Here is a 24,807-nt window from a genome sequence, read left to right as displayed (position 1 = left end):
TTTCTCCCGCCAGCTCTATCATCCACCCGCACCATGACTCACATCATTCGCCCGGCAGCCATCGACGATGCAGCCGCCATCTGCCGTATTTACAACCACTACGTGTTAAATACCACGATCAGTTTCGAAACCGAAGCGGTGACGCCGGAACAAATGGCGCAGCGGGTGACCGATATCACTGCGACTTTTCCGTGGCTGGTGTGCGAAGTGGACGGGCAGATCCTGGGTTATGCCTATGCCACCAAATGGCGCGTGCGCGCCGCCTATCGGCATGCGGTGGAGAGCTCGGTCTATCTGGCCGACGAGGCAGCCGGCAAAGGTCTGGGCACTGCGCTGTATCGGGCTTTGCTGGCGGAACTCGCCAAGCTGCCGGTGCACGTCGTGATCGGCGGCATCGCGCAGCCGAATCCGGGCAGCGTCGCGCTGCATGAAAAAATGGGCTTTGAAAAAGTCGCGCATTTTACCCAGGTCGGCAAAAAATTCGACCGATGGATTGACGTAGCTTATTGGCAAAAATTATTGTGACACTCTCTTCATCGCCGCTGCCGCCGTTGCCTATCGTCGATGGCGTCGCCCCCAGCTACCTGTGGCTGCCGGTCGGCGACTGGCCCAATCTGCTGACCTTCCTGGAGCAGCGTTTCCCCGCGATCGACAGCGCCACCTGGATCGCGCGCATGGAGCGCGGTGAGGTGGTCGACGGCAAAGGCGCGCGGCTGAAGCCGGATAGCCCGTACCGGCGCGGCAGCTGTATTTTTTATTACCGCGAGCTGGAAGCGGAAACGCCGATTCCGTTTGAAGAAACCATCCTGTATCAGGACGACAGGATACTGGTTGCCGACAAACCACATTTTTTGCCGGTGATCCCGACCGGCCGTTTTTTGCACGAAACCTTGCTGGTGCGCCTGAAAAAGAAAACCGGTCTGGCCAATCTGACCCCGATTCACCGGCTCGATCGCGAAACTGCCGGGGTGGTGATTTTTTCGCATGACATCGCCAGCCGCGGCGCTTATCAATCGCTATTCCAACAACGAGTGGTTGATAAAGTGTACGAGGCGCTGGCGCCGACCTTGCCGGATCTGGCGCGCAGATTGCCGCTGGTCTATCGCAGCCGGATGGTTGACGGCACGCCGTTTTTTCGGATGCAGGAAGTGGCCGGCGAGCCCAATTCGGAAACCCGCATCGAACTGATCGAACAACGTGCTGAAACCAGCTTGTATCGCCTGCGTCCGCTGACCGGCAGAAAACATCAGCTGCGGGTGCATCTGGCAGCGCTCGGGATACCGATCGTCAACGACGCGTTCTATCCCGATGCGCATCCTTGCAAAGGAGATGATTTTTCGACGCCGCTGAAATTGCTGGCGCGCGCGATCGGGTTCCAGGACCCGTTGAGCGGGCGGCAGCATTATTTTGAAAGCGGCAGGGCGCTTTGAGATTGGCTTTGAAAGTTGAGAAGAATATGATGATGAACAGGAGAACCGCATGAGATCGACCCGAGCCACCGCAGCAGTAGAACGCCTCAACGCCCGCAGCACCGACTTGCGCTATTCGATGGTGCGCACCGCCGACGAGTTGTTTTATCTGGCGCAGAATGCCGGCGCCGAACCGGCCATCCGTGTCAGCGAAGCGCTGGAGCTGGACGACTTCGTGAAGTTCGTCAATGGCTACGGCCCGCAAAAACCAAAGCGCGTCAGCAAGCTGGACGTCGCCTTTGAAAAGCAGCTGGTCAGAAAAGATAAATAAGTAAGTAAACAAGCGATGATGATCGACCATCAATTCAGCAATACGCCCATGCGCGCGATTCTGATTCATGGCATGGGGCATACCCCCATCTCGATGTTGATTCTGGCCAGGCGCTTGCGGGCGGCAGGAATCCAGCCGCATTTGTTTGCTTATTCCGCGACCTTGGAACGTTGGCAACCTTGTGTCGAACGTTTGCGCCGCTTCATCGCTGCGCGCGCCGAAGCGGCGCAATACATTGTGATCGGCCATTCGCTCGGCTGTGTGCTGACGCGGGCGGTGCTGCCGCAATTGGCGCGAGCGCCGGAGGCATGTTTTTTCCTGGCGCCGCCGATGAAGGCATCCACCTACGCCAAGCGAGTGGCGCAATGGCGCTTGTTCCGTATGCTGACGGGTGAAATGGGACAGTTGCTGGCGCAACAGGATTTCATGGATGCGTTGCCGCTGCCCAGTGTTCCGGTCCGCATTTATGCCGGCACCAGCGGCCCGCGCGGGCGCTGGCTGCCCTTGGGCGATGAACTCAACGACGGCATCCTGTCCCTGACCGAAACCCAGCTGGCATCGCTGCCGGTGGTGATGGTGCCGACCATTCATACCTTCATCATGAATTCGCGCCAGGTGACTGACGACATCGTGGCCGCGGTGCGCACCATGCGCGGTACGGAGCCGGACCTGCACCTGGACGGCAGTAAAAAATAACAACAGGCGGTTCTGCATGTTGTTTCAAGCGGTATCAATGCATACCAAGTCATTGCTCCCTATCCCCTTTGTCAACTGTCCTTTGTAGTCGCCGGCTATCGGTTGCGAGCTGCCATTCATTCAGCCTTATGTTGTTTATGCCCGCATAGAAATATTCCCTTGCGGAATAAAAACCGTTCGCTACTATGAAATCGAAACAAATCTAAAAATTAAAACGGTATTTGGGGAGAAACATGTCTATCCACGATGACCATCCATAGCAGCGCGCTGCGCTAATCCTGCGCTGATCCACATCTCGGAACACTCGCAAGCTCGGCTATTGACCCGCCTGAAAGTGACGGCGAGGCGATATATCTGCCGCTAAAGAACGCGCATTGACGTCTACACGGGACCGGGCAAGCGGTCCCCTCAATGAATGGCGCTTGCCAGCTATTGCAATGCAAATCAAATGCTGTTGCGGATCAGGTTTGACTCCGCCTTATCAACATTTTTTTCACCGCAGGGGATATGAAATGACACATACAAAAAATCTCATCCGCTTTGCAGCCGCCATCTCGATGACAGCGCTGAGCACCGTGGCCGATTACAGTTTGGCGGCCGATACCGACGCAAGCGCCAGCGCGACGACGGCCGCGTCTAGTCAGAATGGCAACAGGGGCGACGATAAATTGCCGTTCCTGAGCGCACAAGCGGTTCGTGTGCAAAGCGCCGGCGAACTGGCCCGGATGCAAAAATACCTGGACGAAAGGATCGACCGCGCGGCGATCCACAAGTCGCTGATCAACGCCAAGGGACGCAAAGTCGATTGCGTCGACATCAACGCCCAGCCGGCCCTGAAAAATAAACTATTGCAGGGGCACAAAGTGGAACTGTCGCCGCGCTCCGCACCAGCGCAAGCGCCTGCAGCCGCCACCCACAACATGATTGAACCGCTATTTGAAATCGAAGCTGCGACCGGTGCGGCGGCGGCAGCACAGACCGGGGCTTGCCCCGCAGGCTCGGTGCCGATCCCGGAAGTGACCAGCGAAGACTTGCATAGGTTCTCGTCGTTGGACGACTTTTTCGCTAAATATCCGGCCGGTGCAGCGCGCCGCGCAACGCCAATCATCCCACCTTTCCATAACGGGCCGACCAGCCAGCATCAATACGCCCATGCTTATCGTTACGTCACAAACTGGGGCGCGCAATCCACCATCAATGTCTGGGCAACTTATACCGAGCTCAACAGCGAATTCAGCCTGGGTCAAATCTGGGTGGTGGCCGGCAGCGGCGGCGGTTTGCAAACGCTGGAAGTCGGCACCCAGAAATACCACGACCTCTACAACGACGACAACCCGCACTTGTTCATCTACTCGACGCGCGGCGGCTATGCGCCCGGCACCGGCTGCTACAACAATACCTGCGGCGATTTTGTGCAAGTCAGTTCCAGCATCTATCCGGGCGCGGTGCTGAGTCCGGTCAGCGTGTTCAATGGTGCCCAATACGAAGCGAGCATGCAATGGTTCAAGGACATGGACGGCGGCGCTTGGTGGCTTAACTTCCAGGGCCAATGGGTGGGCTATTATCCGCGTGCCCTGTACAACGCCGGAGGGGTGCAGGACCATGCGGCGGAGATCGATTTCGGCGGCGAAATCATCGACAATCGCAACTTGAACCTGCACACTTCGACCGATATGGGCAGCGGCAGCTTCCCATCAGCCTGGTTTCAAAAAGCGGCCTACATGAAAAAACTGAACTACAACTACACCACCACCACCAACCCGAATACGGTCTGGAACACCGAGGCCACCGGCTTGACCACCAGCCGTTCGGATTCGGCTTGCTATGACATCGCCTACTATTCTGGCGACGCCAACTGGGGTTCGTATTTCTTCTATGGCGGGCCTGGCTACGACTATAACAATTGCCGTTAGGCGACCCCGAGGCGCTGCATGAAACCCCATGACAAAATTTTCATGCAGTGCCTCGTTATCGCATTCTTCGCGGTCGCTTGTAGCGAGAAAATTCCATCAGCCCCGTCTGCTTCACGGCCCGATCCCGCGACCCGGGAAAGGATTTGCAACAACAGCCCCGGCGAAGTTCCCGGCATGACTTGCATCCCGTCCAGGCTGGCAGACAAAGATCGTCAACCCTGCCGTAGCGAGGGACAAGATGTCGACGGCAAAGATCTCGGCAGCGCCTGCTGCGCGGGCTTGACTGCGATCCCTGCCACCGCACCGGCAAACGCAGGGTGCGGCAGCTCTGCGCCGCCAAGCATACAAATCTGTACCCGCTGCGGCGACGGGATCTGCGGACCGGGGGAGAATCGCTGCAACTGTCCGCAAGACTGCGCCACGCGATGAGTGACGAATCGGATTACGGAAAAAGTCGCTCAGTTGCGGCAATGGGTCAACTCAAAGTTCTCGACCCCCTCGTAGGAATTCATCATGCGCGCCAGTTCGGAAACCGAGGTTCCTTTCTTGCTGTCGATGGCGATGGCGACAAAATGCCATTTCGCACGCTTGTCATGCGAGCTGATCGTCAACGAGCCGCCGGCAATCTCATAGCCGCGCTCCAGTGCCACCTTGCGCAATACTTCCTCGCGCGGGACAAAACCTTTTTCGAACTCCACCGAGATGGCGACGCCGGCCCGCGACGGCAACCAGCGCTCAAGCTTAGCCACCCACACCATGCACAAGGTGGACAACAGCGTCAGCGATATCGCCGCTTCGTAGAAGCCGACGCCGACCAAGACCCCGATCGCCGACGCCGTCCAGATCGACGCCGCGGTGGTCAGCCCCCGAATATTCAAGCCTTCCTTCATGATGACCCCGGCGCCGAGAAAGCCGATGCCGGTGACCACCCCTTGCACCACCCGGGTCGGATCAGGATTGACCGGCAATCCGGCGTGCCCGCCATACCAGAGACTGGGATAACCGACGAACACGGTGAGCCCGGCCGAAGCCATGCATACCAGGCCGTAGGTGCGCATCCCGGCAGCGCGCCCGTGATATGCGCGCTCATAACCGACCACCATCCCCAGCAGCAGGGCCCCCAGCAAGTTGAGGAATATCAAGACATTGGCGGCGACTTCAGGAGCGGACCAATAAGCGGCCAGGAATTTAAATGAAAGCATGTTTACGCGTTTTCTTTTGGGTTATTTTTTAAGGGCCTCGAAAGTAGGGACTAGGGCGCAACGCTACGATTTTCGATCAGAGTTCGTCACTGTAGCGCACCACAGCCAGGGAAAGGCGAAATCCGGGCGATTTTGAGCCGTCGCCAGACCGTGCAGTTTTGGTAACCTCCAGCGTTTACGCGGTCTGCGGCGGTCTGGCGTAGTTTGTAATGGTGGAGACGGCGAGCATCGAACCCGCGCCTGGATTTAAGGCAGCACGCTGAAATGGAAAGGGCGCACAATCACCATATCGCTTGATTTATGCCCATGTGATGGCCCGGTAACGGCAGGAGGATGACATGTACCAGAAAATTTTGGTTGCCTATGACGGCACTCCGGAGAGTCAGTCCGCGCTGCACGAATGTATTCGTATCAACCCGCCGCCGTCGACTGAAATCCATTTGCTGGCGGTGGTTCAGCTTTCGCCGTATGGCATGGCGGGAGGCTATGCGCCCGAGATTGAATGCGCTGCCAAGAGTCAGATGATGGAGCAAGAGTTAGAGCGCGGGCGGGCGCTGATAGCAGCCGCCGGACTCAATGTGGCGCCGCATCTTCAGGTGGGGGAGCCGGTCGAGGTCATCGGTGCGCTGGCTGACGCATTGGGGATTGAACTTATTATTGTCGGCCATTCACGGCGCAAGTCGCTGGCCATGCGTTGGTGGCGCGGTTCGATGGATGCAGTGCTGATCGAGCGGGTTAAAGCCAGCATTCTCATCGCCGTGCATTGTTGACCGGATCGCAAAGCAGCATGCAAAGGGGGTATGGGACGCCTCGCCCTTACCCGTTAGGCCGCGTCCGCGCGGTACGGAATCCAAGCGCGAATCCGACGCCGGCCGTTGCCCAAACGACAGCAGCAACAACCTCGAACGTATTGAGCAGTTCAGTGTGCTTAAATGCCAACGGGATGAGTATGAGAGCGCGGACCAGGCAAACCGTCGCAATACTTGCGAGCGCAGGAAGAAGCAACGGCAGGCGACGGATCAGTCCAGCCGCCGAGCAGGCATAGACAGCACAAAGCCCCATAAGAACGGCAATGCCCGCGGCGCTGACAGGCGCCAGCCACGTGCCATCGCGGGCGGACGCAACTATGCGCGGCGGCGCGCCGAAGAATGCATACCAAGACGGTCCTCCGACAATCGCCGCCAGATGGATGGCCACGCCGAATACGGCAATTGCCGCTGCCAGAAAAATCCACAGGGTGGGCGAGCTCTTCATAAGTGGCCTAACGTTCAAAGAAACTGGCTGCCGAAGTGTGCAGCACGGAGGCAGTCCAGTTGATTGCCGGCTAGCATTTTAACGCACGGGTTACCGTTTTTCGGGCGGAATATGTTTGATCCCGGCTGCAAATAAAGCATGCGCTTCAACGTCGACCGGCCTGTGTTTGACCTTGATGCTAGCGGGATCTTGGCCAAGGAAATTGTCGCCTTTTAAATTTTTGGCAGGCCTGATTGGTCGAGGAACGAAACCTCCGCCGCAATTGGGGCAGACATTTTCCAAAATAGTCTCGACACACGTCGAGCAAAACGTGCACTCGTAGCTGCAGATTCGAGCTTCAGTTGCGTTGGGCGGCAGCGCAATATTGCAGTGCTCACAGGTAGGCCTGAGTTCCAGCATGATTTCCTCGTGACAGCTGATGGGGACGGTATGCACAGCAACGACTTCATAAGAATCGGCCACTATATTAAGGGATCGAAGCGTCATTTGAAGGACAATTTCAGGACAAATCCAGCCAATCCAAATTAATGTGAAATTGTTGAAGGTTGACTAGAAGCAGTATTGCCTAAAATTCAGTAAGATCATCGATCGCAACTTGGCATCATATTGTTTGCGTGGCTTATACCATTTCGCGAGTGGCAAGTTACATCCATTTTATTTTTCTCTTACCCCCAATTAGGAGCGCACTGGAATGTCCCTAACCCTCTATGGTCACCCGTTCGCCTCATATTGCTGGAAGCCGACGATTGCGCTTTACGAGAACGACACACCGTTCACCTTCCACGTGATCGACCTTGGCGATGCTGCCTCGACGGCTGAGCTGGAACGGCTATGGCCGTTCAAGAAGTTTCCTGTCCTGGTTGATGGCGAGAAGTCGATAATCGAGTCCTCGATCATCATCGAGTATCTGGACTTGCATCATCCCGGTTCAGCACGGCTGGTCCCGGTTGATGCGACGGATGCGCTCGATGTGCGGTTCGCCGATCGCTTTTTCGACAACTATGTTCACACTCCGGTGCAGGCAATCGTCGCCGACGCTCTGCGCGGAGAGAAGCGCGACGCCGATGCGGTGGTTCGCGCCCGCGCGAGCCTCGACACGGCGTATGCCTGGCTGGAGCGCCGGATGGAGGAGCGTGAATGGGTAGCCGGAGATAGTTTCAGCCTTGCCGACTGTTCTGCGGCTCCGGCCTTGTTCTACGCGGACTGGGTTCACCGCATTGGCGATGCTTTCCCCAAGGTGCGCGCCTATCGTGATCGGCTGAATGCACGGCCGTCGGTCGCACGAGTGATCGATGAAGCGCGTCCTTATCGCCATTTTTTTCCGCTTGGCGCTCCGGATCGCGACTAACAAGGCTTGAGCAACTTGCCTGAAGCAGCAGGGTAATTTGTTGATTTCGGCGGCATGACACGGTTGTATTTCGCCGGCACCCGTGTCAATACTCGCGGCCACATTCCAGGCTCTTGAACGAGGTGAGATCCAGCATGAGGATCGCCGGATTGATTCAGCATGCCCCGGCGAAGTAGCGAGTGCGGTAACATCATCGCCTCTGAAACCGGGTAGGCATACCACCGATCAAGTGGGTAGTTAGGTGCAGAGAATTTGCAATATACCCGCTGAAACCCGCATCAAATAAGGATTTGAAAAAAATGATGAAAATAGCAACCTGGAACGTAAATTCCTTGAAGGTCCGTTTGCCGCAAGTGCTGCAATGGCTGACCGATAACCCGGTCGATGTGCTGACCTTGCAGGAAACCAAACTGACCGACGATAAATTCCCGGTGGCGGAGATCGAGGCCGCTGGTTATCAGGTGGTGTTCAGCGGCCAGAAAACCTATAACGGGGTCGCCATCCTGTCGCGCCATCCGATCGGTGATGTCGTCAAGAACAATCCTCTCTACGAAGACCCGCAGCAGCGCATCATTGCCGCCACCATTGAGGGCATGCGGATTGTTTGCGCCTATATTCCCAATGGCCAGGCGCTCGATTCGGATAAGTATCAATACAAGCTGAAGTGGCTCGATGCGCTGCACGACTGGTTGCAGGGCGAGTGCAAACAGCATGCGCAATTGGCGTTGCTGGGCGATTACAACATCGCGCCGGAAGATCGCGATGTGCATGATCCGGCAGCGTGGGAGGGCAGTGTGCTGGTGTCGCCGGCCGAGCGCGCCGCGTTCGTGCGCTTGCAGGGGCTGGAGTTGACCGATGCGTTTCGCATGTTCGAGCAGCCCGAGAAGCTGTATAGCTGGTGGGATTATCGGCAGATGGGATTCCGCTTGAATCGCGGCCTGCGGATCGACCATATCCTGCTGTCGCCGGCATTGGCGGCAAAATGCACGGCCTGCGTCATCGACAAGGTGCCGCGCAAATGGGAGCAGCCGTCGGATCACGCGCCGGTGATAGCAACTCTGGGTTAAGGGCATTGGGCTTTCCAGGCCAACGTGACGGATTTGACATGTTGTAATCCATGGGATACAGTTGTTTATGAAAATTATCCAGACAACCTTGGCATTTGATAATTGGTTTGTTTCATTGCGTGATCGCAGCGTTAAAGCGCGCATCCAAATGCGTATTGACCGTGCTGAGCTGGGTAATTTCGGCGATTGTGAACCGGTTGGGGACGGCGTTTCCGAGATGCGGATTCACTTTGGCGCCGGCTACCGCGTGTATTTTGTACAACGCGGTTACGAGCTGGTCATATTGCTTGCTGGCGGGGATAAATCAACGCAGGGCAAAGATATTGCGACCGCGCTCGAATTGGCACGACAACTTTAGGAGAATGAAATGGAAACCGTAAAACTGCGGAAATGGGATTCTGCCGAGCACCTGCAAACGGAAGAGGATATCGTTGCCTATTTCGATGCATGTCTTGAGGAGGCTGGCGATGATCCCGCCTTTATCGCCCACGCCCTAGGCGTCATTGCCCGCGCCCGCGGCATGAGCCAAGTCGCCCGTGATACAGGACTGGCACGTGAGAGCCTGTACAAAGCGCTTTCTGGCGAAGGGAATCCGGAATTTGGCACCATTCTGAAAGTAGTCAAGGCGCTGGGATTGAAGCTGCATGTGAGTGCGGCATAAGAGCGCGACGCCTATGGGGTGAAACGGCGTAATAGCGAATCAATGGTTGAACGGGGTCAGCGTTTTTTCGCAGGTTTGTCGCGAACGAATTCTGGCCCCTTTTCACGTCGCGATTCTTCAATCTCGGTACGTCGCCGGGGCTATCCGTCATCAATTCAACTTCAATTGGACTTCAATTTCTCGGTGATAGAAGGAAGCATCGCAACCACCATCTGAGAAAACTGCTGAGGTGTCACAGAAATGCCGCTGGTAGTCACCATCAGAAATGCGGCTTCTGCCGCTTTTCTAATTTCTTCGACACTCGGATTTTCGTCCGCTTTTTTATCCCCGCTAATGATGTATTGGACGTTAGCTCCAACTGCAGCAATTGCCTTCAAATATGAGGCATCAGGTACGCGTTTGTCGCCCTCGTAGTTAATCTGGGACCCTTTTGTTACACCGGCTATCGCACCCATCTCCACTTGGGTTTTACCCAGGCGTTCGCGTTCTTGTTTTAACCTGCCGCCAATGGTATCCATATTTGCACTTTAAAGCTGTTGACAGGTACACATTTGTGAACCATAATTAATTGTAAGTTGGTTAACGTTTGATGGCTAAAAGGAGGTCGAACTATGACAGGCGAGCAAGTAAAGCGCAAGTTGCGGCAGCAAGGAACGACGATGCGCCAATGGGCGCATGAGCATGGATTCAATTACATCCTGGTGTCGCGCATTATCCGCGGCGTCCAGAAGGGAAATTTCGGCAAGGGCCATCAGGTCGCAGTCGCCCTTGGCATGAAAGAAGAGTCGCAAACCGTTTCAACCCACTACGAAAACGCTTAACTCCAGGAGCTTGTATGACCTATGCTAAAAAGCCGGATCAAACTTTCATCTTCCCACCTGTACGCGACACACCTGAACCCGAAGCCCTGCACAAGCCGTTCTCCTGGCTGGTCGCAGCGCTGCGGCACGATTCGGAAGCGCAATTCTCGTCCAAAACCAAGAGCTACTGCTTGGGCATCCAAACCTGTCTGGAACTGGTCCACGCCACCGACTTGTCCAGCGGCGACTATGCCGACCCGGCACACCCGCCGCTGTTGAGTGTCACCGCCCGCGAGCGGCTGATGCTGTTTGCGATCGACGCTTGCGGCGATCTGGCGGAACAGGCCGCTGCGGATATTGAGCGCCGCAATGCCAAGCACATAAAAGAGCGCCGGTAGGTCGGTAGGTCGGAAAAGCGCAGCGCCTTCCGACGGCGTGAATCACATCACCCGGTCAAGCCCTTGGCGCCTTCCGACGGCGTGAATCACATCACCCGATCAATCCCTTGGCCTTTTCGGCGGTTCGCACAGAACGTCGGAAGGCGCTACGCTTTTCCGACCTACGCGTCCTGAGTAGGCTCCAGCGATTTTTCGATCTCGGTCTCGCCGGCGGCGACCAACAATCGCACTTCAACCGTGTGCTCTCTTTGATCGTCGATCAGCGTAATCGACGACCCGGGCTGGAGCACGCTGTCGACGCTGATGCTGGCTGGTTCGCTGGCCTGTTGCGTCACATAGATCTGGTAGTGGCTGCCGCGATAGCGATAGCGCAGCGAAAAACCGTCCCAGGCGGCGGGCAGGCATGGTGCGAAAGACAGCTGGTCGCCTTTCAGCGTCAGGCCGAGCAGCGATTCGACGATCAGCCTATACATCCAGCCGGCGGAGCCGGTGTACCAGCTCCAGCCGCCGCGGCCGACATGCGGCGCGACGCCGTAGACGTCGGCTGCGACCACGTACGGTTCGATTTTGTAAGTCGCGATCTGGGCGGCGCTGCGGCCGTGATTGACCGGATTGATCAAGGCCAGCAGTTGCCATGCGCGGCGGCTGTCGCCGAGTTGGGCGAACGCCATCGTGGCCCAGATTGCGGCGTGGGTGTATTGGCCGCCGTTTTCGCGGACGCCGGGCACGTAGCCGCGGATGTAGCCTGGATTGAGGGCGGATTTGTCGAACGGTGGATCGAGCAATTGCATCAGCGCCGCGTCGCGCCGCACCAGCCGGCGGTCGACCGCAAGCATCGCGCTGCGCGCGCGTGCCGGATCGCCGGAGCCGGACAGCACCGACCAGCTTTGCGAGATCGAGTCGATCTGGCATTCCTCATTGGCGCTGGAGCCGAGCGGGGTGCCGTCGTCGAAATAGGCGCGTCGATACCATTCGCCGTCCCAGGCATTTTTCTCGATATTGCTTTGCAGTTTGATGGCTTCGGTGCGGCAGGTCTGCGCGAATTCCGCATCGCCGTGGAGCGCGGCGATTGCCTCGAAGCGGGTCAGGACGTCGTACAGGAAGAAGGCCAGCCACACGCTTTCGCCGCGGCCGTGCTCGCCGATCTTGTCCATGCCGTCGTTCCAGTCGCACGATCCGATCAGCGGCAAGCCATGCTCGCCAAAGCGCAGGCCGTGATTGATCGCGCGCACGCAATGCTGGTACAGACTCGCGACTTGCGAGGAGCGGCCCGGCAGGTCGTAATACGAGTCCTCATCCGGATTGACGGCGCGGCCTTCGAGGAAGTGGACGGTCTCGTTCAGCACGCCGGTGTCGCCGCTGGCGATCACGTAGCGGCAGGTGGCCAGCGGCAGCCACAGGTAGTCGTCCGAGCATTTGGTGCGCACCCCGCGATCCGATGGCGGATGCCACCAGTGCTGGACGTCGCCTTCGACGAATTGATGCGCGGCGCATAGCAGTAAATGATTGCGTAGCATTTGCGGCTGGGTATGGATCAGCGTCATCACATCCTGCAACTGGTCGCGGAAGCCGAACGCACCGCCGGATTGGTAATAGCCGCTGCGCGCCCACAGGCGGCAGGCGATGGTCTGGTACATCAGCCAGCCGTTGGCCAGCACGTTGAGCGAGTGATCCGGGGTCTTGATCTGCACCGTGCCCAGGGTTTGCTGCCAGTAGCGATGGACCGCATCGAGTGCGGTCTGGGCTGCGGCCGATCCGCGCATGCGGCGCACCAGGTTGCCGGCTTCGGCGCTGCCGTTTCTGGCCAGACCCAGCATGAAAACGATTTGCCGTTCCTCGCCGTCGGCCAGCGCAAACGGCACTTGCAGCGCGGCGCACGGATCGAGACCGGCGCCGACCTTGCCCGACAAGTGCTGGCGTTCCAGTGCTTGCGGGCGGCGCAGCGAACCGTTGCGGCCGATGAATTCGATGCGGTCGCCGCTGACCGTGCGATTGGGGTCGTCGACATCGAAGAAGGCGACCCGGTTGTGGAACTCGGTGTTGTAGGCGTTGCGCGCCAACAGCGCGCCGCTGTTGGGATCGACTTCGGTGATCACATGCATCGCCGATTTATGGCGCAAATCGCCGAGCACCCATTCGACGTAGCCGGTCGCCGACAACTGGCGTGCGCGACCCGATTGGTTGCGCACCTTGAGCACCGAATACTTGACCGAAGCATCGGTGGCGACGTACACCCAGAGGGTCGAGACGATGCCGTTTTCGGTGTGCTCAAAAACGCTGTAGCCGAAGCCGTGGCGGGTGACATAAGGCGGGTTGGCGGCATCGTCGGCGTCGGCCACCAGCAGCGGGGTGGGCGACCAGCACTCGGTGGTTTCTTCGTCGCGCAGATAGAAAGCCTCGCCGCTGGCGTTGCTGACGGCGTCGTTATGCCATGGCGTCAGCCGGAACTCATGAGCGTTTTCGCCCCAGCTGTATGCGCTGCCGTTTTCGGCGATCACGGTGCCGAAATCCGGGTTGGCGATGACGTTGACCCAGGGCGCCGGCGTCTGTTGCCGCTGGCTGCTGTGGATGACGTATTCGCGGCCGTCCGGGGTGAAGCCGCCGATGCCGTTGGACAGTATCAGGGACTGCATCAGTTCCGGTCGCTGGGCGACGTTGGCCGCCGCGCCCAGTCTGCCTGACGGCGGTTGCGGGTCGTCGCCGCCTTCGGCCAGCGCCGGTTTTTTGCTGGCGGCCAGATGCGGTACCCGCACTTCCAGCAAGCCGCGCCGGTTGACTTGTTCGGCCAGGGTGCCGCGGCTGTCGCTGATGATGACCCTTGCCACCGATTGCAGCAGGATCCTGTCCTCGCTCGAAATCTGGTCGCCCGGCCGCACGAAAATGCCGCCCGGGCGGTCGATCACATGGGCTTCGATGCCGGCTGCGATCATGCCCATGATCTGGTCTTGCAGCAATTGCCGATAACTGGCGTGGTCTTCGTTCCAGATCACCAGGTCCACCGCCAGGCCTTTCAGCCGCCAGTAAGCGTGGGCCTGCACCAGTTGCCGCACCAGTTCGATGTTTTCCAGATCCTTGATCTGCAACAGCACGATAGGCAAATCGCCCGATATCGCGTAGCTCCACAGGCCGGATTGGCCGCGCTGATTTTTGATCAGCACGCTGGCGTCGGTGCGCAACAGGTTATTGGAATAGATGATCGAATTGGCCAACCGGCCGTACAACTGCGAGTCGGCATCGCTGGCATTGATCTGGCGCAAGATCACCTGGCTGTGGGTCCAGGACAGGTCGAACACGCGGTCGGCCAGATGGCGGTCCTGGTATTTGTCGACCAGCGCCAGGCAGGCGTCGCGGTTGTCGCCGATGCCGGTCACCATATCGATGGTGACGGTTTGCTCGGGCGCCAGGGTGATGCGGTAGCGGATCGCGACGATCGGGTCGAGCACCGGACCCTGGCTGCCGGACAGGGTGCCGCGTAACATCGCTTGCGGGGCGGCGACACTGTTGCCGCGGCCGATGAATTGCATGCGGTCGGTTTCGTAAGAAACGACTTCGACCCGGGCGCCGTGGGCCGCCATCAGGTGGAACATCCACGGCGACTTTTCATTGATCGAGCGCGGCCGCCGGGTGCACAGGATCGCGCGCCGGTCGGGCACGATTTCGGTTTGCACAAACAGGTTGCTGAACGCGGTATGGGCGTTATCGGCGGCGGCCGGCGCCAGCACCACTTCCGAGTAGCTGGAGATGTCGATCGTGCGGCGGCTGCGCGAGCGATTGGTGATGCGGCTGCGGCGCAGTTCGATATCGTCCTCCGGCGAGACCACGATTTCGGTGTGCATGTCGAAGTCGTTATCGTGCCGCCGATATTCGGCGCGTCCTTCGGAAAAAATGACTTCGTAGCTTTTCGGTTGCTTGCGGGTCGGCTGGTAGGCGCTCGACCAGAACGCGCCGCTGGCGATGTCGCGCACGTAACAGAAGGTGCCCCAGTGATCGCAGGTGGTGTCTTCGCGCCAGCGGCTGACGGCCAGATCGCGCCAGCGGCTGGAGCCGCCGCCGGCGTTGGTGACCATCACGTGATAGCGGCCGTTGGAGAGTAGTTGCACCTCCGGCACGGAGGTGTGCGGGCTGTTGAGCACGCGCACCGGCATCTCCTGGCTGCTGGCGGCCACGGTGCGGATTGCCGACAGTTGTTCGGTGTTGGAGTAGAACGCGCCGGCTTTGGGGATGCGCTCGTGCAGCAGCAGCATGGTGGCCTGGAATAGCGGGTCGGCGGCAAAGCGCCGCTGCATCGGGCGGTCCAGCAGCTGATAGGCCAGCGCCAGCAGGCTCATGCCTTGATGGTGCGCCATGAACGAGCGAATCACGGCATAGGCTTGGCCGCGCGGCATGCGCGCCGGAGTGTAGTCGATCGCCTCCACCATGCCGTACTTGCCTTCGAAGCCGCTGGCGGAGAGCCGCTGCAGATTGAGGCAGGCTTGTTCCGGCGCGACCATCAGCGCCAGCACCGATGCGTAGGGCGCGATCACCAGGTCGTCGGCCAGACCGCGCTTGAGGCCGAGGCCCGGCACGCCGAAGGCGCGGTACTGATAATTCAGGCTGGCGTCGAAGGTGTGATAACCCGACTCCGAAATCCCCCACGGTGTGCCGCTCTGGGCGCCATAGTCGATCTGGCGCTGCACCGCTGCGCGGCAGGTCTGATCCAGCAGCGTGTTGTCGAAGGTCGGCATCACCAGCAGCGGCATCAGGTATTCGAACATGGAACCGCTCCATGACAGCAGGATCGGCGCGCCGCCGGCGGTGGTCAATTGCCGCCCCAAAGAGAACCAGTTTTCTTGCGGCACCTGGCCCTGGGCGATGGCGACGAAGCTGGATAGGCGCGCTTCGGACGCCAGCAGATCGTAATAGCTGGCATCGCGCCGCCGTTCGCTGACGTTATAGCCGATCGCCAGCAGGTGACTGGCTTTGTCGTACAGGAAGTCGTATTCCATCTGCGCCAACTCGCGCAGTTGCAAGGTCAGGCGTTCGATGGTCTTGTATTGTTCGGCTGCACGTTGCGCGGCCAGCGCGACCTGCTTGCGGATCTCGCCCAGTTGCGCCTGTTGCGCGTCGCTCCAATCGTGGTCCTTGGTTTCCTGCTTCAATTGCGCTTTGAGGCCGATCAGGTCGCGCGGGGTCGGAATCGCATTCAGGATAGGCAGCGTCTGCAACCACGATGCAATTTCCGGTAGCAGCAACCACGGCGCCCGCAGCGTCAGCGTTTCTTGCGCGGTACGGCATTGCTGCACCAGCGCCTGTGCCCACCAGTGGAGTTCGGCGTCATGGACCAGCTGGGCTCTCTGTTCCAGCGCCACCGCATCCATCAGCAGTTGCGCCGTCAGTTGCTGCAAGCCGTCCAGGGTGGTTGGCGGCGCGTTGCTGGCAAAGTCTAGTGCGCCTAGAAACTGGGCGCGCTCGGCGCTGGTCTGGCTGTCGTCTTCCTGTTCAGCCAGTTCGGACAGCACGGCGAAGGTGTCGCGGCATCCGGCCAGCCACTGCGTGCCGATAATCGGCTGATCGACCAGTGCGGTCAATCCCGGTTGCAGCGTCAGCAGATGTCCGGCCAGATTGCCGCTATCGACGGTAGAGACGTAAGTCGGATGCAGCGGCTTCAAGGTTTGGGTGTCGTACCAGTTATAGAAATGGCCGCGATGGCGTTCCAGCGTTTCCAGCGTGCGCAGCGTGTGGACTACGCGCTCCAGCAGTTGTTCGGCCAGGATGTAGCCGAAATCGTGGGCCGCCAGGTTGGTCAGCAGCGCCAGTCCGATGTTGGTCGGCGAGGTGCGGTGGGCGACCACGGCGACCGGGTGTTCCTGCACATTGTCGGGCGGCAGCCAGTTGTCTTCCGGGCCGACATAGGTTTCGAAGAAGGCCCAGGTCTTGCGTGATAGCTTGCGCAAGAAGCGGTGCTGGGCATCGCTCAGCGTCGCCGGTGCGGGCAATAGCGGGCGGCTGATCCACCATGCCAGCGCCGGCGCGCACAGCCACAGCAACAAGACATTGGCGGCCACGGCAAATGCCGGCGGCGAGATTGCCAGCAGGCCGGCGGCGATCGCCAGCGCCAGTGCCGGCGCGACCCACATGGCGCGATAAGTGGACAGCATGTCGGCGGCGATGCAACGGCCGCTGTCGCTGGACGGCTGCCATTCCAGCAGACCCCGGCGCGATACCAGCATGCGCCAGGCGGTACGCAAGATCGCATCCAGGCTGAAGCAGGCTTCATAGGGCAGGAAAGCCAGGGTCAGCAGCGCTTGCGCCAGATGCCGGCCGCAGGTGCCGAGCACGGCCTGCAGATGCTGCCACCATAAGACGTCGCTCGATTTGCGCAGCGAATCCAGCAGCGCGCTGATCAGGCACGGCAAGGCGATGATGGCGAGCACGGCAGCGCTCCAGAACCATGGCGCGTCGGCCAGGCTCCATCCCAGAACCAGCAGCAGAGTGAGTGCGGCCGGGACCAGGCTGCGCCGCAGGTTGTCGAAAATTTTCCAGTGCGAGAGCGTCGACAGCGGGTTTTTTTGCGCTGGCAGCGCAGCTTGTAGCGGCTGTTGTTTTGGGCGCGGGACCCGGCTCAGCAGCCAGCCGGAAATTTGCCAATCGCCGCGAATCCAGCGATGGCGGCGGCTGACGTCGCTGCCGTAGCGGCTCGGATGGTCCTCGTACAACTGGACGTCGGACAGCAAGCCGGAGCGGGCATAGCAGCCTTCCAGCAAGTCATGACTGAGTATCTGGTTGTCCGGCAGGCGATTGGCCAGAGCCTGTTCAAAGGCGTCGATGTCGTAGATCCCCTTGCCGACGTAGGAACCTTCGTCGAACAGATCCTGATAGACGTCGGACACCGCGCGCGTGTAGGGGTCGATGCCGGTATCGCCGCCGTACAGGCGGGTGTAGCGCGAGGCGTTGGAGCCAGGCAGGCTGACCGCGACTCTCGGCTGCAGCACCGTGTAACCGGCTGTCACGCGTTGCAGCGTCGGGTCGTAATGCGGCCGGTTCAGCGGATGCGCCATGGCGCCGACAAACTGGTGGCCGGTGTCGCGCGGCAGCTGGGTATCGGTATCCAGCGTGATGACGTATTTGGCGCTCGCTAGCAGGTCCGGCTTGCCCACCACCAGCATGAAGGCATCCTGCGCCGCGCCGCGCAGATAGGCGTTCAGGTCGGCCAGTTTGCCGCGCTTGCGTTCATAGCCCATCCAGATTTTTTCTTGCGGATTCCACCGTCGCGGACGATGGAATAGAAAGAATATGTTGTCGCTGCCGGCGCTGTATTTCAGGTTCAGTTCCTCGATCCGTTGCTGCGCCAGTTGCAGCAGCAACGCGTCTTCCGGCTGGGTCTCGTTGGCGGCATCGCGGAAATCGGTCAGCAGGCAGAAATGCAGGTGCGGATCTCGATTGGCTAAAAACCGGACTTCCAGCGCTTCGCTCAATTGGTCGATGCCGTCCGGATCGGTCAGCATGCTGGGCACGGCGACCAGGGTCCGCATGGCGGCTGGAATTCCTTTGGAAAAATCCATCCGCGGCAAGCGTTTCGGGGCCGCCAGCAGCGTCGCCAGCCAATTGATGATCGCCACTGCCAGATGACTGCCGGCGACCAGCGACAAGATGCCGATCGCAATCAGTTGCCAGGTTTCGGCCGCATGCAGGTAGGCGCGGTAGCTCAAACCGGCGCTAAACAATAGCGTCAACAACGCGATGCCGCTCAGATACAGCTGCAGCGGCACGCGCCGGATCGCCTTGCGCAGCGCCTGATATGGCGGCAGGCGGACCCCGGCGATCTGTTCCAGTTGCGGCAAGCCGGCATCGATCAGGTAATAACCGACGTGCGCGCGCCGCAGGTCCGGGGCGGCGGCGTTATTGATTGCGCTGGCCTGCTCGTGATTGTCGGCGGCGACCTGGCGCGCCAATGCGACGGCCTGCTGAGCGACGTCGAACTCCGGCCAGCCGGAGTGCCTGGCGATCCGTTCGACGCTGTGCCGGTATTGATCGCGGGTGCTGAAATCCATGTGGCCGTAAACCTCGCCGGGATCGTTGCGCAGGCATTGTTCGACGATGCTCATGGTTTCGACGAACTCGCTCCAGTTCATGTTGCCGAGGAAGCGCAGACTGCCGATGCTGTTGCTGATCGACACCTGGTCGGCGGCTTGTTGCTGGATTTCGGTCAGGACCAATTGTTCGATGGTCACGCCGGATTGCGACAGGCGTTGTTCGATCCAGGTCAGCGGCAGCGCTAGCGCCGGTCCCTGGCCTTGCAGCCGGCGCGCCAGCTCGGCCACAAACGAACCGGCCATCGGCGGATCGGAGCGCGCCATGTCGGCGATCACCAGGATCAGGTTGCTGGGATCGCGTTCGGCCATGCCTATCATCTTGTCGGCCCAGGTGTCGGCCAGGTTGCGGTTTTCGCTGCTGGTGACCAGGCGTGCCGCCACCCGCCGCAAATTTTCGATCAACGCCAGCCGCAGCATGATGGGGATGGCCCATAACTCGCCCAGCTTCAGCGGCGTTATTTTCTGGTAGGCGGTGACGAAGCGGCTCAGGCTTTCGGGGTCGACCCGGGCGTCGCCATGCGAAATGGTTTCCAGCGCAATGTCGTACACCCGCGGCAGGCCTGCCGACGGCCCCTTCAGCAGGCGCGGCAACTCCTGGCTGTAGCCTTTGGGCAGATGCCGCTTGGCGGTCCGGATCTGTTCTTCGATCAGGTAGAAATTATCCAGCAGCCATTCCGCCGCCGGCGTGATCTGGCGTTTGGCCTTGACCGCGGCGATCAGCAGATTGCAGGCCTGGATCAGCACCCGTTCGTTATCGGCGAGCCGCGTCAGAAGCTGGTCCGGGCTGCGCTGCGGATTGATTTGATGGGTCGCCGCCAACTGCTTTCCATGCTGTTCCATTTGCATCGCGCTGAACAGTTCGGCGCGCAGCGGTCGTTCGTCGCCGATGGCTTTCGATGCTGGATGAGGGCTGAGCAAGCGTTCGCGGATGTGATGGACGCGATTTAGCCAGGTGTGGAGTTGTGCTTTCAATTCCGAGTCCCTTTCTCAGTGCCGCCAAAAGGGTGTTGCAGGACTTGAAACAGTCGCTCGCAGCAGCTTTCAGCAGGTCAATCTGTGAATCATAGACATTGCGGATAGTACAAACCGCCTGTTAGTAATGACGGTGGAATACTTGAAAGATATCCGTGCGGAAACTATTGCTCACGGATTGTGGCATAGATCAAAGCGGATTTCACGGGGAGATGCAGAACTATGGAATGGGGCAAAGCTGCGGGACGGGGAGCTGTTTGCTAGCTGTCGGAGCGATATTGCTACTCCGACAGCTAGATACTACTTACTTGCCGGTGAGATTACTTGCTCGCGGCTGCGCGATCGGCCCGGTTCATCAGGAAGGTCGTCAGCAGCGATACCGGACGGCCGGTTGCGCCCTTGGCTGGGCCGTTCTTCCATGCAGTACCGGCGATGTCCAGATGAGCCCAGGTGTAGTTCTTGGTGTAGCGCTCAAGGAAGCAGGCTGCGGTAATGCTGCCGCCGGCCGAGCCGCCGATGTTTGCCATGTCGGCAAAATTCGACTTCAGCTGTTCCTGGTAGCTATCTTCGATCGGCATGCGCCAGGCGGTGTCGCCAGTCGCTTTGCCGGCGCTCAGCAATTCATTTGCCAGTTCGTCGTGGGCGCTATCGTGCCGTGTGAACAGGCCGGAATTGTGATGGCCGAGCGAAGTTATGCAAGCACCGGTCAAGGTCGCGATATCGACCACGGCGGCAGGCTTGAAGCGTTCGACATAAGTCAGCGCGTCGCACAGGACCAGGCGGCCTTCGGCATCGGTGTTCAGGATTTCGATGGTCTGGCCGGACATCGAGGTCACGATGTCGCCCGGCTTGGTGGCGCTGCCGGACGGCATGTTCTCGGTCGCAGGAATGACGCCGATCACGTTCAGTTTCAGTTTCAGTTCGGCGATCGCGCGGAAGGTGCCCAGCACCGAAGCGGCGCCGCACATGTCGTATTTCATTTCATCCATGGCCGCGCCCGGCTTCAGCGAAATGCCGCCGGAGTCGAAGGTGATGCCTTTGCCGACCAGGACGGTCGGTGCATCTTTGGCTTTGCCGCCCAGATGTTTCAAGACGATGAATTTTGGCGGTTCGTCGCCGCCGCGCGTGACCGACAGGAAGCTGCCCATCTTTAATGCTTCGAGCTGTTTGCGGTCGAGCACTTCGACTGTCAATTTGAAATCTTTTGCCAGTTTCTTGGCGGTGTTGGCGAGGTAGGTCGGGGTGCAGAAATTGCCCGGCAGGTTACCCAGGTCCTTGGTCAGCTCGATGCCGTTGGCCAGCGCCAGGCCATGCGCGACGGCTTCTTTGGCAGCTGCGCCTTGCGCGGTAGTCGCCAGGAAAGCGACTTTCTTGACGCCTTCCGATGTTGTTTCTTTTTTACTCTTCAGGCCATCCGAGCGATAGCTGTTTTCACGCAGTACCAGGATGCTGGTGCGGATCGCCCACGCCAGATCGCGGTCCTTGATGCTGTCGAACGGCAGCGCGATCAATGCATCGTTGCCGCCCAGTGTCGCCAGCACTTTTGCCACGCACAGCGCGGCGGTGGAAATCACCTTGTCGTTCAGTTCGCCTTCTTTACCGAGACCGATCAGCAGGACGCGCTCGGCGGCGACGCCTGCGACTTTGCGCAGCAGTAAATAGGAACCGGGTTTGCCGGAAATGTCCCCGGACTTTAGTGCGGCAGTAATTTCACCGCTGGATTTTCCAAGATTATCAAGAGCTTGCGCTTGTGGCGACAGTTTCTTGTTTTCGTAAATTCCGACTACGATACAGCCGGATTTGAGACTGGCAATTGAGGTTTTTGCGTCGTTGGTTTTTATGCTAAAGTCCATCAGTCACTCCTTGTCAATCCACAATTATATTCCCCAATGATCTTTCAGCGCGCACTCAGACGCGAATTAATTAGCACCGCTGGTGCAGTATTTACGACGCTCTTCACAATTATCATCACCGTGATGTTGATCAAGATCCTGGGCCAGGCCGCCGGCGGCCAGATCGCATCGCAGGACGTGGTCGCCCTGATCGGTTTCCAATCCCTGAATTACCTGCCTATCCTATTGATCCTGACCGGATATATTTCGGTGCTGCTGGTTGTCACCCGCAGCTACCAGGATTCTGAAATGGTGGTCTGGTTCGCCTCCGGCCAGAGCCTGGTGACCTGGGTCAAGCCGGTGCTCGACTTCGGCTTCCCTATCATCCTGCTGACCGCCATCCTGAGCTTTGTCGCGACGCCGTGGGCCAATAACCAGAGCGCCCAATACCGCGAACGCTTTGAAAAGCGGGAAGATATTTCCAAGGTTTCGCCCGGCAAGTTTCAAGAGTCGGCAGCCGCCAACCGGATTTTTTTCGTCGAAGGATTTTCCGGCGACAGCTCTAAAGTAAAGAACGTTTTCGTGAACACGCAGGACGAAGGAAAAAATAGCGTGGTCGCGGCCAAGGAAGGGGTGGTCGAAACCGACAAGAACGGCGATAAATTCCTGATCCTGTCGCAGGGCCGCCGTTATGACGGAGTACCGAATCAGACCGAATTGCGGGTGATGGAATTCGAACGCTATGGCGTGCTGGTGGCGAGCCATTCGCAAGCGGTGAGCGGCGATAAATCGGCGCGCGCGCTGCCGACCTCGGCTCTGCTGAAAGACCGCAACGATTTCAATATGGGCGAATTATTGTGGCGCTTGTCGCTGCCGCTGATGGCCCTTTGCCTGATGCTGCTGGCGATCCCTTTGAGCTTCGTCAATCCGCGCGTCGGACGTTCCGGCAACCTGGTGATCGCGCTGTTGCTGTACGTGGCATACAGCAACATGACCAGCGTGTTCCAGGCCTCGGTCGTGCAAAAACGGCTGTCGTTCGGACTCGCCTGGTGGCCCATGCATCTGACGGTGCTGATCATCGTCGGCCTGTTGTTCCTGTGGCGTCTCAATGTCAATAGCCGGTTCCATCCGTTGGTCATGTGGTCTGCGGTCAAGCACGCCCGTTTAGTCAAACGATCGGCGGCAGCATGAAAGTCCTGCAGCGTTATTTCACCACCGAGATTGTTCGCTCGGTCCTGTTCGCGTTGGCGGTGCTGCTGGCGCTGATTGCATTTTTCGATTTGACCAGTGAGCTGCAATCGGTTGGCCGCGGCGGCTATAAATTGCAGCATGCGTTTTTCTTCGTACTGTTGGGGATGCCGGGCAATGCTTATGAATTGATGCCGATTGCGGCGCTGATCGGGACCATTTACACGCTGTCGCAATTTGCCGCCCGCTCGGAATTCACCATCATGCGTGCGTCCAGCATGTCGACCACGATGACCGCCGCGATGCTGTTCAAGATCGGTTTGATTTTCGTCCTGGCGACCGTGTTGATCGGTGAGTTCATCGCCCCCAAAAGCGCCGAGTTTGCTGAAAAAATAAAACTGCGCGCCAAGGGAGCTTCCATTTCGCAGCAGTTCAAATCGGGTTTGTGGAGCAAGGATGTGATTCGGGCCGGCGGCATGACGGGTGAGGTGGTCGGTTCGCGCTTTGTCAATATTCGCGAAATCCGTCCTGACGGCGAACTGCAGGGCGTCAAATTGTACGAGTTCGATCGCAACCAGCATCTGACGTCGATGATTCTGGCCGGGCACGCCAATTATCAGGGCACCCATATGTGGCGCATGAGCGATGTGGTGCAAACCGATTTCGCCAATGGCGCTTCGGTCGAAGACATCACGCGCTCGATCGCCACCAAAAAATTCGCCAGCAAGGACCTGGTGTCCGAAATCACGCCGGAAATCCTGTCGGTATTGTTTGCCGATCCCGACCGCATGTCAGCCTACAATCTGAATAGCTATATCGGCCATCTGAAGGAGAACAACCAGCATACCGAGCGCTATGAAATCGCGTTCTGGAAGAAGGTGGTTTATCCGCTGTCGGTATTGGTCATGATGGCGTTGGCGCTGCCATTTGCTTATCTGCATTTCCGCGCCGGCGGCGTCAGCTTGAAGATCTTTACCGGCATCATGATTGGCGTCAGTTTCCAGCTGGTCAATACCTTGTTCTCGCACCTCGGATTGCTCAATACCTGGCCGCCTTTCGTCACGGCGGCCTTGCCCAGCACCTTGTTCCTGCTGGTCGCGATCGGCGTTTTGTGGCGGATCGAGCGGCGGCATTGATACGGGGGGTCGATATGTCACTGCAAACCTCAGGCCAAGCGCCGCATCAAGCCCCGAATCAAGCTCTTGTTCTGTTCGCCCACGGCGCCCGCGATCCTGCCTGGGCGGCGCCGTTTGAGCGCTTGCAACAACTGATTCAAGCGCAATTGCCGACGGTGCATGTCGCGCTGGCGTTTCTCGAATTGATGCAGCCGGATCTGCCGCAATTGCTGGCGCAATTGGCCGCTAGCGGTGTTGCCGAGGTCAGCGTGGTGCCGGTGTTTTTGGGGCAGGGCGGTCATGTCCGGCGCGATTTGCCGCTGTTGATCGAGCAGGCCCGGCAACAGCATCCGACGCTGTCCATCGAGGTGGCGCAGGCGGCCGGCGAGCAGCCTGAGGTGTTGAGCGCTATCGCACAGTACTGCGTGACTACTCTGGACCGAGCATGATATTGGACGAGGTTTGCTGTCCTTTCAGCATCCGCCAGTCCAAAGACCCGTGCCGCATAAATCGGTTCGACCCCGCGCTGACTGATGCTGCTTTTATCGG

General features: G+C 59.1%; 21 protein-coding genes. 15 read left to right on the top strand and 6 right to left on the bottom strand.

Annotated features, from left to right (window positions below; all coding sequences use genetic code 11):
* Positions 1-33 precede the first annotated feature (33 nt).
* The 5 genes from ACFPM8_RS01225 (at position 34) to ACFPM8_RS01205 (ending at position 4,349) form a co-directional block, all read left to right on the top strand.
* The gene (locus ACFPM8_RS01225) at positions 34-525 is read left to right on the top strand and encodes an arsinothricin resistance N-acetyltransferase ArsN1 family B (protein ID WP_378994129.1); all 492 of its coding nucleotides are present in this window, start codon (positions 34-36) and stop codon (positions 523-525) included.
* Entirely contained in the window at positions 519-1,430 is a 912-nt protein-coding gene (locus ACFPM8_RS01220; protein ID WP_378994499.1) for a pseudouridine synthase, read from the top strand. The genes ACFPM8_RS01225 and ACFPM8_RS01220 overlap by 7 nt, the downstream gene beginning before the upstream one ends.
* A 49-nt stretch (positions 1,431-1,479) precedes the next feature.
* Positions 1,480-1,740, top strand: a complete 261-nt coding sequence (locus ACFPM8_RS01215) for a hypothetical protein (RefSeq protein WP_378994127.1) — start codon at positions 1,480-1,482, stop codon at positions 1,738-1,740.
* A gap of 15 nt (positions 1,741-1,755) precedes the next feature.
* Positions 1,756-2,436 (top strand): esterase/lipase family protein, encoded by a 681-nt coding sequence (locus ACFPM8_RS01210; RefSeq protein ID WP_378994125.1) that lies wholly within the window; start codon positions 1,756-1,758, stop codon positions 2,434-2,436.
* A 512-nt stretch (positions 2,437-2,948) separates the two neighbouring features.
* Positions 2,949-4,349, top strand: coding sequence for a neprosin family prolyl endopeptidase (locus ACFPM8_RS01205; RefSeq protein ID WP_378994124.1), 1,401 nt, complete (start codon positions 2,949-2,951; stop codon positions 4,347-4,349).
* A 458-nt stretch (positions 4,350-4,807) separates the two neighbouring features.
* Here ACFPM8_RS01205 and ACFPM8_RS01200 read toward each other — a convergent pair whose 3' ends face one another.
* Positions 4,808-5,551 (bottom strand): MgtC/SapB family protein, encoded by a 744-nt coding sequence (locus ACFPM8_RS01200; RefSeq protein WP_378994122.1) that lies wholly within the window; start codon positions 5,549-5,551, stop codon positions 4,808-4,810.
* 338 nt (positions 5,552-5,889) lie between these two features.
* Here ACFPM8_RS01200 and ACFPM8_RS01195 point away from each other — a divergent pair, with 338 nt between their 5' ends.
* Complete coding sequence (locus ACFPM8_RS01195) at positions 5,890-6,321, top strand: universal stress protein (RefSeq protein WP_378994120.1); 432 nt, start codon at positions 5,890-5,892, stop codon at positions 6,319-6,321.
* 46 nt (positions 6,322-6,367) lie between these two features.
* On the opposite strand, the gene ACFPM8_RS01190 is transcribed toward ACFPM8_RS01195, so the two are convergent.
* Positions 6,368-6,805: a hypothetical protein gene (locus ACFPM8_RS01190; RefSeq protein WP_378994118.1), complete on the bottom strand. Its 438-nt coding sequence runs from the start codon at positions 6,803-6,805 to the stop codon at positions 6,368-6,370.
* 90 nt (positions 6,806-6,895) lie between these two features.
* Positions 6,896-7,204 (bottom strand): DUF1272 domain-containing protein, encoded by a 309-nt coding sequence (locus ACFPM8_RS01185; RefSeq protein ID WP_378994116.1) that lies wholly within the window; start codon positions 7,202-7,204, stop codon positions 6,896-6,898.
* Positions 7,205-7,496: 292 nt separating this feature from the next.
* On the opposite strand from ACFPM8_RS01185, the gene ACFPM8_RS01180 reads away from it, so the two are divergent.
* The 4 genes from ACFPM8_RS01180 (at position 7,497) to ACFPM8_RS01165 (ending at position 9,881) form a co-directional block, all read left to right on the top strand.
* On the top strand, positions 7,497-8,153 hold the full coding sequence (locus ACFPM8_RS01180) for a glutathione S-transferase family protein (RefSeq protein WP_378994114.1): 657 nt from the start codon (positions 7,497-7,499) through the stop codon (positions 8,151-8,153).
* A 302-nt stretch (positions 8,154-8,455) separates the two neighbouring features.
* Positions 8,456-9,220 carry an exodeoxyribonuclease III gene (gene xth, locus ACFPM8_RS01175; RefSeq protein WP_378994497.1) on the top strand — a complete coding sequence of 255 codons (765 nt, stop codon included), beginning with the start codon at positions 8,456-8,458 and terminating at the stop codon, positions 9,218-9,220.
* Positions 9,221-9,287: 67 nt separating this feature from the next.
* Positions 9,288-9,578: a type II toxin-antitoxin system RelE/ParE family toxin gene (locus tag ACFPM8_RS01170; RefSeq protein ID WP_378994112.1), complete on the top strand. Its 291-nt coding sequence runs from the start codon at positions 9,288-9,290 to the stop codon at positions 9,576-9,578.
* Positions 9,579-9,587: 9 nt separating this feature from the next.
* Positions 9,588-9,881 carry an addiction module antidote protein gene (locus ACFPM8_RS01165; RefSeq protein ID WP_378994110.1) on the top strand — a complete coding sequence of 98 codons (294 nt, stop codon included), beginning with the start codon at positions 9,588-9,590 and terminating at the stop codon, positions 9,879-9,881.
* A 161-nt stretch (positions 9,882-10,042) separates the two neighbouring features.
* Here the strand turns inward: ACFPM8_RS01165 and ACFPM8_RS01160 are convergent, their stop codons facing one another.
* The gene (locus ACFPM8_RS01160; RefSeq protein ID WP_378994108.1) at positions 10,043-10,399 is read right to left on the bottom strand and encodes a helix-turn-helix domain-containing protein; all 357 of its coding nucleotides are present in this window, start codon (positions 10,397-10,399) and stop codon (positions 10,043-10,045) included.
* A gap of 93 nt (positions 10,400-10,492) precedes the next feature.
* Between ACFPM8_RS01160 and ACFPM8_RS01155 the strand changes: the two genes are divergently transcribed.
* Together ACFPM8_RS01155 and ACFPM8_RS01150 are read left to right on the top strand one after the other, a co-directional pair.
* Positions 10,493-10,702, top strand: coding sequence for a DNA-binding protein (locus ACFPM8_RS01155; RefSeq protein WP_378994107.1), 210 nt, complete (start codon positions 10,493-10,495; stop codon positions 10,700-10,702).
* Positions 10,703-10,716: 14 nt separating this feature from the next.
* Positions 10,717-11,079, top strand: a complete 363-nt coding sequence (locus ACFPM8_RS01150; protein WP_378994105.1) for a hypothetical protein — start codon at positions 10,717-10,719, stop codon at positions 11,077-11,079.
* Positions 11,080-11,240: 161 nt separating this feature from the next.
* Here ACFPM8_RS01150 and ACFPM8_RS01145 read toward each other — a convergent pair whose 3' ends face one another.
* Together ACFPM8_RS01145 and ACFPM8_RS01140 are read right to left on the bottom strand one after the other, a co-directional pair.
* Positions 11,241-20,123 (bottom strand): glycoside hydrolase family 94 protein, encoded by an 8,883-nt coding sequence (locus ACFPM8_RS01145; protein ID WP_378994103.1) that lies wholly within the window; start codon positions 20,121-20,123, stop codon positions 11,241-11,243.
* Between the two features lie 320 nt (positions 20,124-20,443).
* Entirely contained in the window at positions 20,444-21,976 is a 1,533-nt protein-coding gene (locus ACFPM8_RS01140) for a leucyl aminopeptidase (protein ID WP_378994101.1), read from the bottom strand.
* Positions 21,977-22,012: 36 nt separating this feature from the next.
* Between ACFPM8_RS01140 and lptF the strand changes: the two genes are divergently transcribed.
* The 3 genes from lptF to ACFPM8_RS01125 are packed head-to-tail and all read left to right on the top strand — an operon-like array spanning position 22,013 to position 24,707.
* Positions 22,013-23,146 (top strand): LPS export ABC transporter permease LptF, encoded by a 1,134-nt coding sequence (gene lptF, locus ACFPM8_RS01135; RefSeq protein WP_378994099.1) that lies wholly within the window; start codon positions 22,013-22,015, stop codon positions 23,144-23,146.
* Positions 23,143-24,279: an LPS export ABC transporter permease LptG gene (gene lptG, locus ACFPM8_RS01130; RefSeq protein ID WP_378994097.1), complete on the top strand. Its 1,137-nt coding sequence runs from the start codon at positions 23,143-23,145 to the stop codon at positions 24,277-24,279. Before lptF ends, lptG begins: the two co-directional genes overlap by 4 nt.
* 14 nt (positions 24,280-24,293) lie before the next feature.
* Entirely contained in the window at positions 24,294-24,707 is a 414-nt protein-coding gene (locus ACFPM8_RS01125) for a sirohydrochlorin chelatase (RefSeq protein WP_378994095.1), read from the top strand.
* The last annotated feature ends 100 nt before the right edge of the window (positions 24,708-24,807 follow it).

It is taken from the genome of Paraherbaspirillum soli, from assembly GCF_042654985.1.
Classification (GTDB): Bacteria; Pseudomonadota; Gammaproteobacteria; order Burkholderiales; family Burkholderiaceae_D; genus Paraherbaspirillum; species Paraherbaspirillum soli.
The sequence above is the reverse complement of the archived record's forward strand: the minus strand, read 5'-3'. Positions and strand labels throughout refer to the sequence as shown.

Coding starts and splice junctions, on each gene's coding strand:
- ACFPM8_RS01225 (WP_378994129.1), top strand. CDS start 34: ATGACTCACATCATTCGCCCGGCAGCCATCGACGATGCAGCCGCCATC.
- ACFPM8_RS01215 (WP_378994127.1), top strand. CDS start 1,480: ATGAGATCGACCCGAGCCACCGCAGCAGTAGAACGCCTCAACGCCCGC.
- ACFPM8_RS01210 (WP_378994125.1), top strand. CDS start 1,756: ATGATGATCGACCATCAATTCAGCAATACGCCCATGCGCGCGATTCTG.
- ACFPM8_RS01205 (WP_378994124.1), top strand. CDS start 2,949: ATGACACATACAAAAAATCTCATCCGCTTTGCAGCCGCCATCTCGATG.
- ACFPM8_RS01200 (WP_378994122.1), bottom strand. CDS start 5,551: ATGCTTTCATTTAAATTCCTGGCCGCTTATTGGTCCGCTCCTGAAGTC.
- ACFPM8_RS01195 (WP_378994120.1), top strand. CDS start 5,890: ATGTACCAGAAAATTTTGGTTGCCTATGACGGCACTCCGGAGAGTCAG.
- ACFPM8_RS01190 (WP_378994118.1), bottom strand. CDS start 6,805: ATGAAGAGCTCGCCCACCCTGTGGATTTTTCTGGCAGCGGCAATTGCC.
- ACFPM8_RS01185 (WP_378994116.1), bottom strand. CDS start 7,204: ATGCTGGAACTCAGGCCTACCTGTGAGCACTGCAATATTGCGCTGCCG.
- ACFPM8_RS01180 (WP_378994114.1), top strand. CDS start 7,497: ATGTCCCTAACCCTCTATGGTCACCCGTTCGCCTCATATTGCTGGAAG.
- xth (WP_378994497.1), top strand. CDS start 8,456: ATGAAAATAGCAACCTGGAACGTAAATTCCTTGAAGGTCCGTTTGCCG.
- ACFPM8_RS01170 (WP_378994112.1), top strand. CDS start 9,288: ATGAAAATTATCCAGACAACCTTGGCATTTGATAATTGGTTTGTTTCA.
- ACFPM8_RS01165 (WP_378994110.1), top strand. CDS start 9,588: ATGGAAACCGTAAAACTGCGGAAATGGGATTCTGCCGAGCACCTGCAA.
- ACFPM8_RS01160 (WP_378994108.1), bottom strand. CDS start 10,399: ATGGATACCATTGGCGGCAGGTTAAAACAAGAACGCGAACGCCTGGGT.
- ACFPM8_RS01155 (WP_378994107.1), top strand. CDS start 10,493: ATGACAGGCGAGCAAGTAAAGCGCAAGTTGCGGCAGCAAGGAACGACG.
- ACFPM8_RS01150 (WP_378994105.1), top strand. CDS start 10,717: ATGACCTATGCTAAAAAGCCGGATCAAACTTTCATCTTCCCACCTGTA.
- ACFPM8_RS01140 (WP_378994101.1), bottom strand. CDS start 21,976: ATGGACTTTAGCATAAAAACCAACGACGCAAAAACCTCAATTGCCAGT.
- lptF (WP_378994099.1), top strand. CDS start 22,013: ATGATCTTTCAGCGCGCACTCAGACGCGAATTAATTAGCACCGCTGGT.
- lptG (WP_378994097.1), top strand. CDS start 23,143: ATGAAAGTCCTGCAGCGTTATTTCACCACCGAGATTGTTCGCTCGGTC.
- ACFPM8_RS01125 (WP_378994095.1), top strand. CDS start 24,294: ATGTCACTGCAAACCTCAGGCCAAGCGCCGCATCAAGCCCCGAATCAA.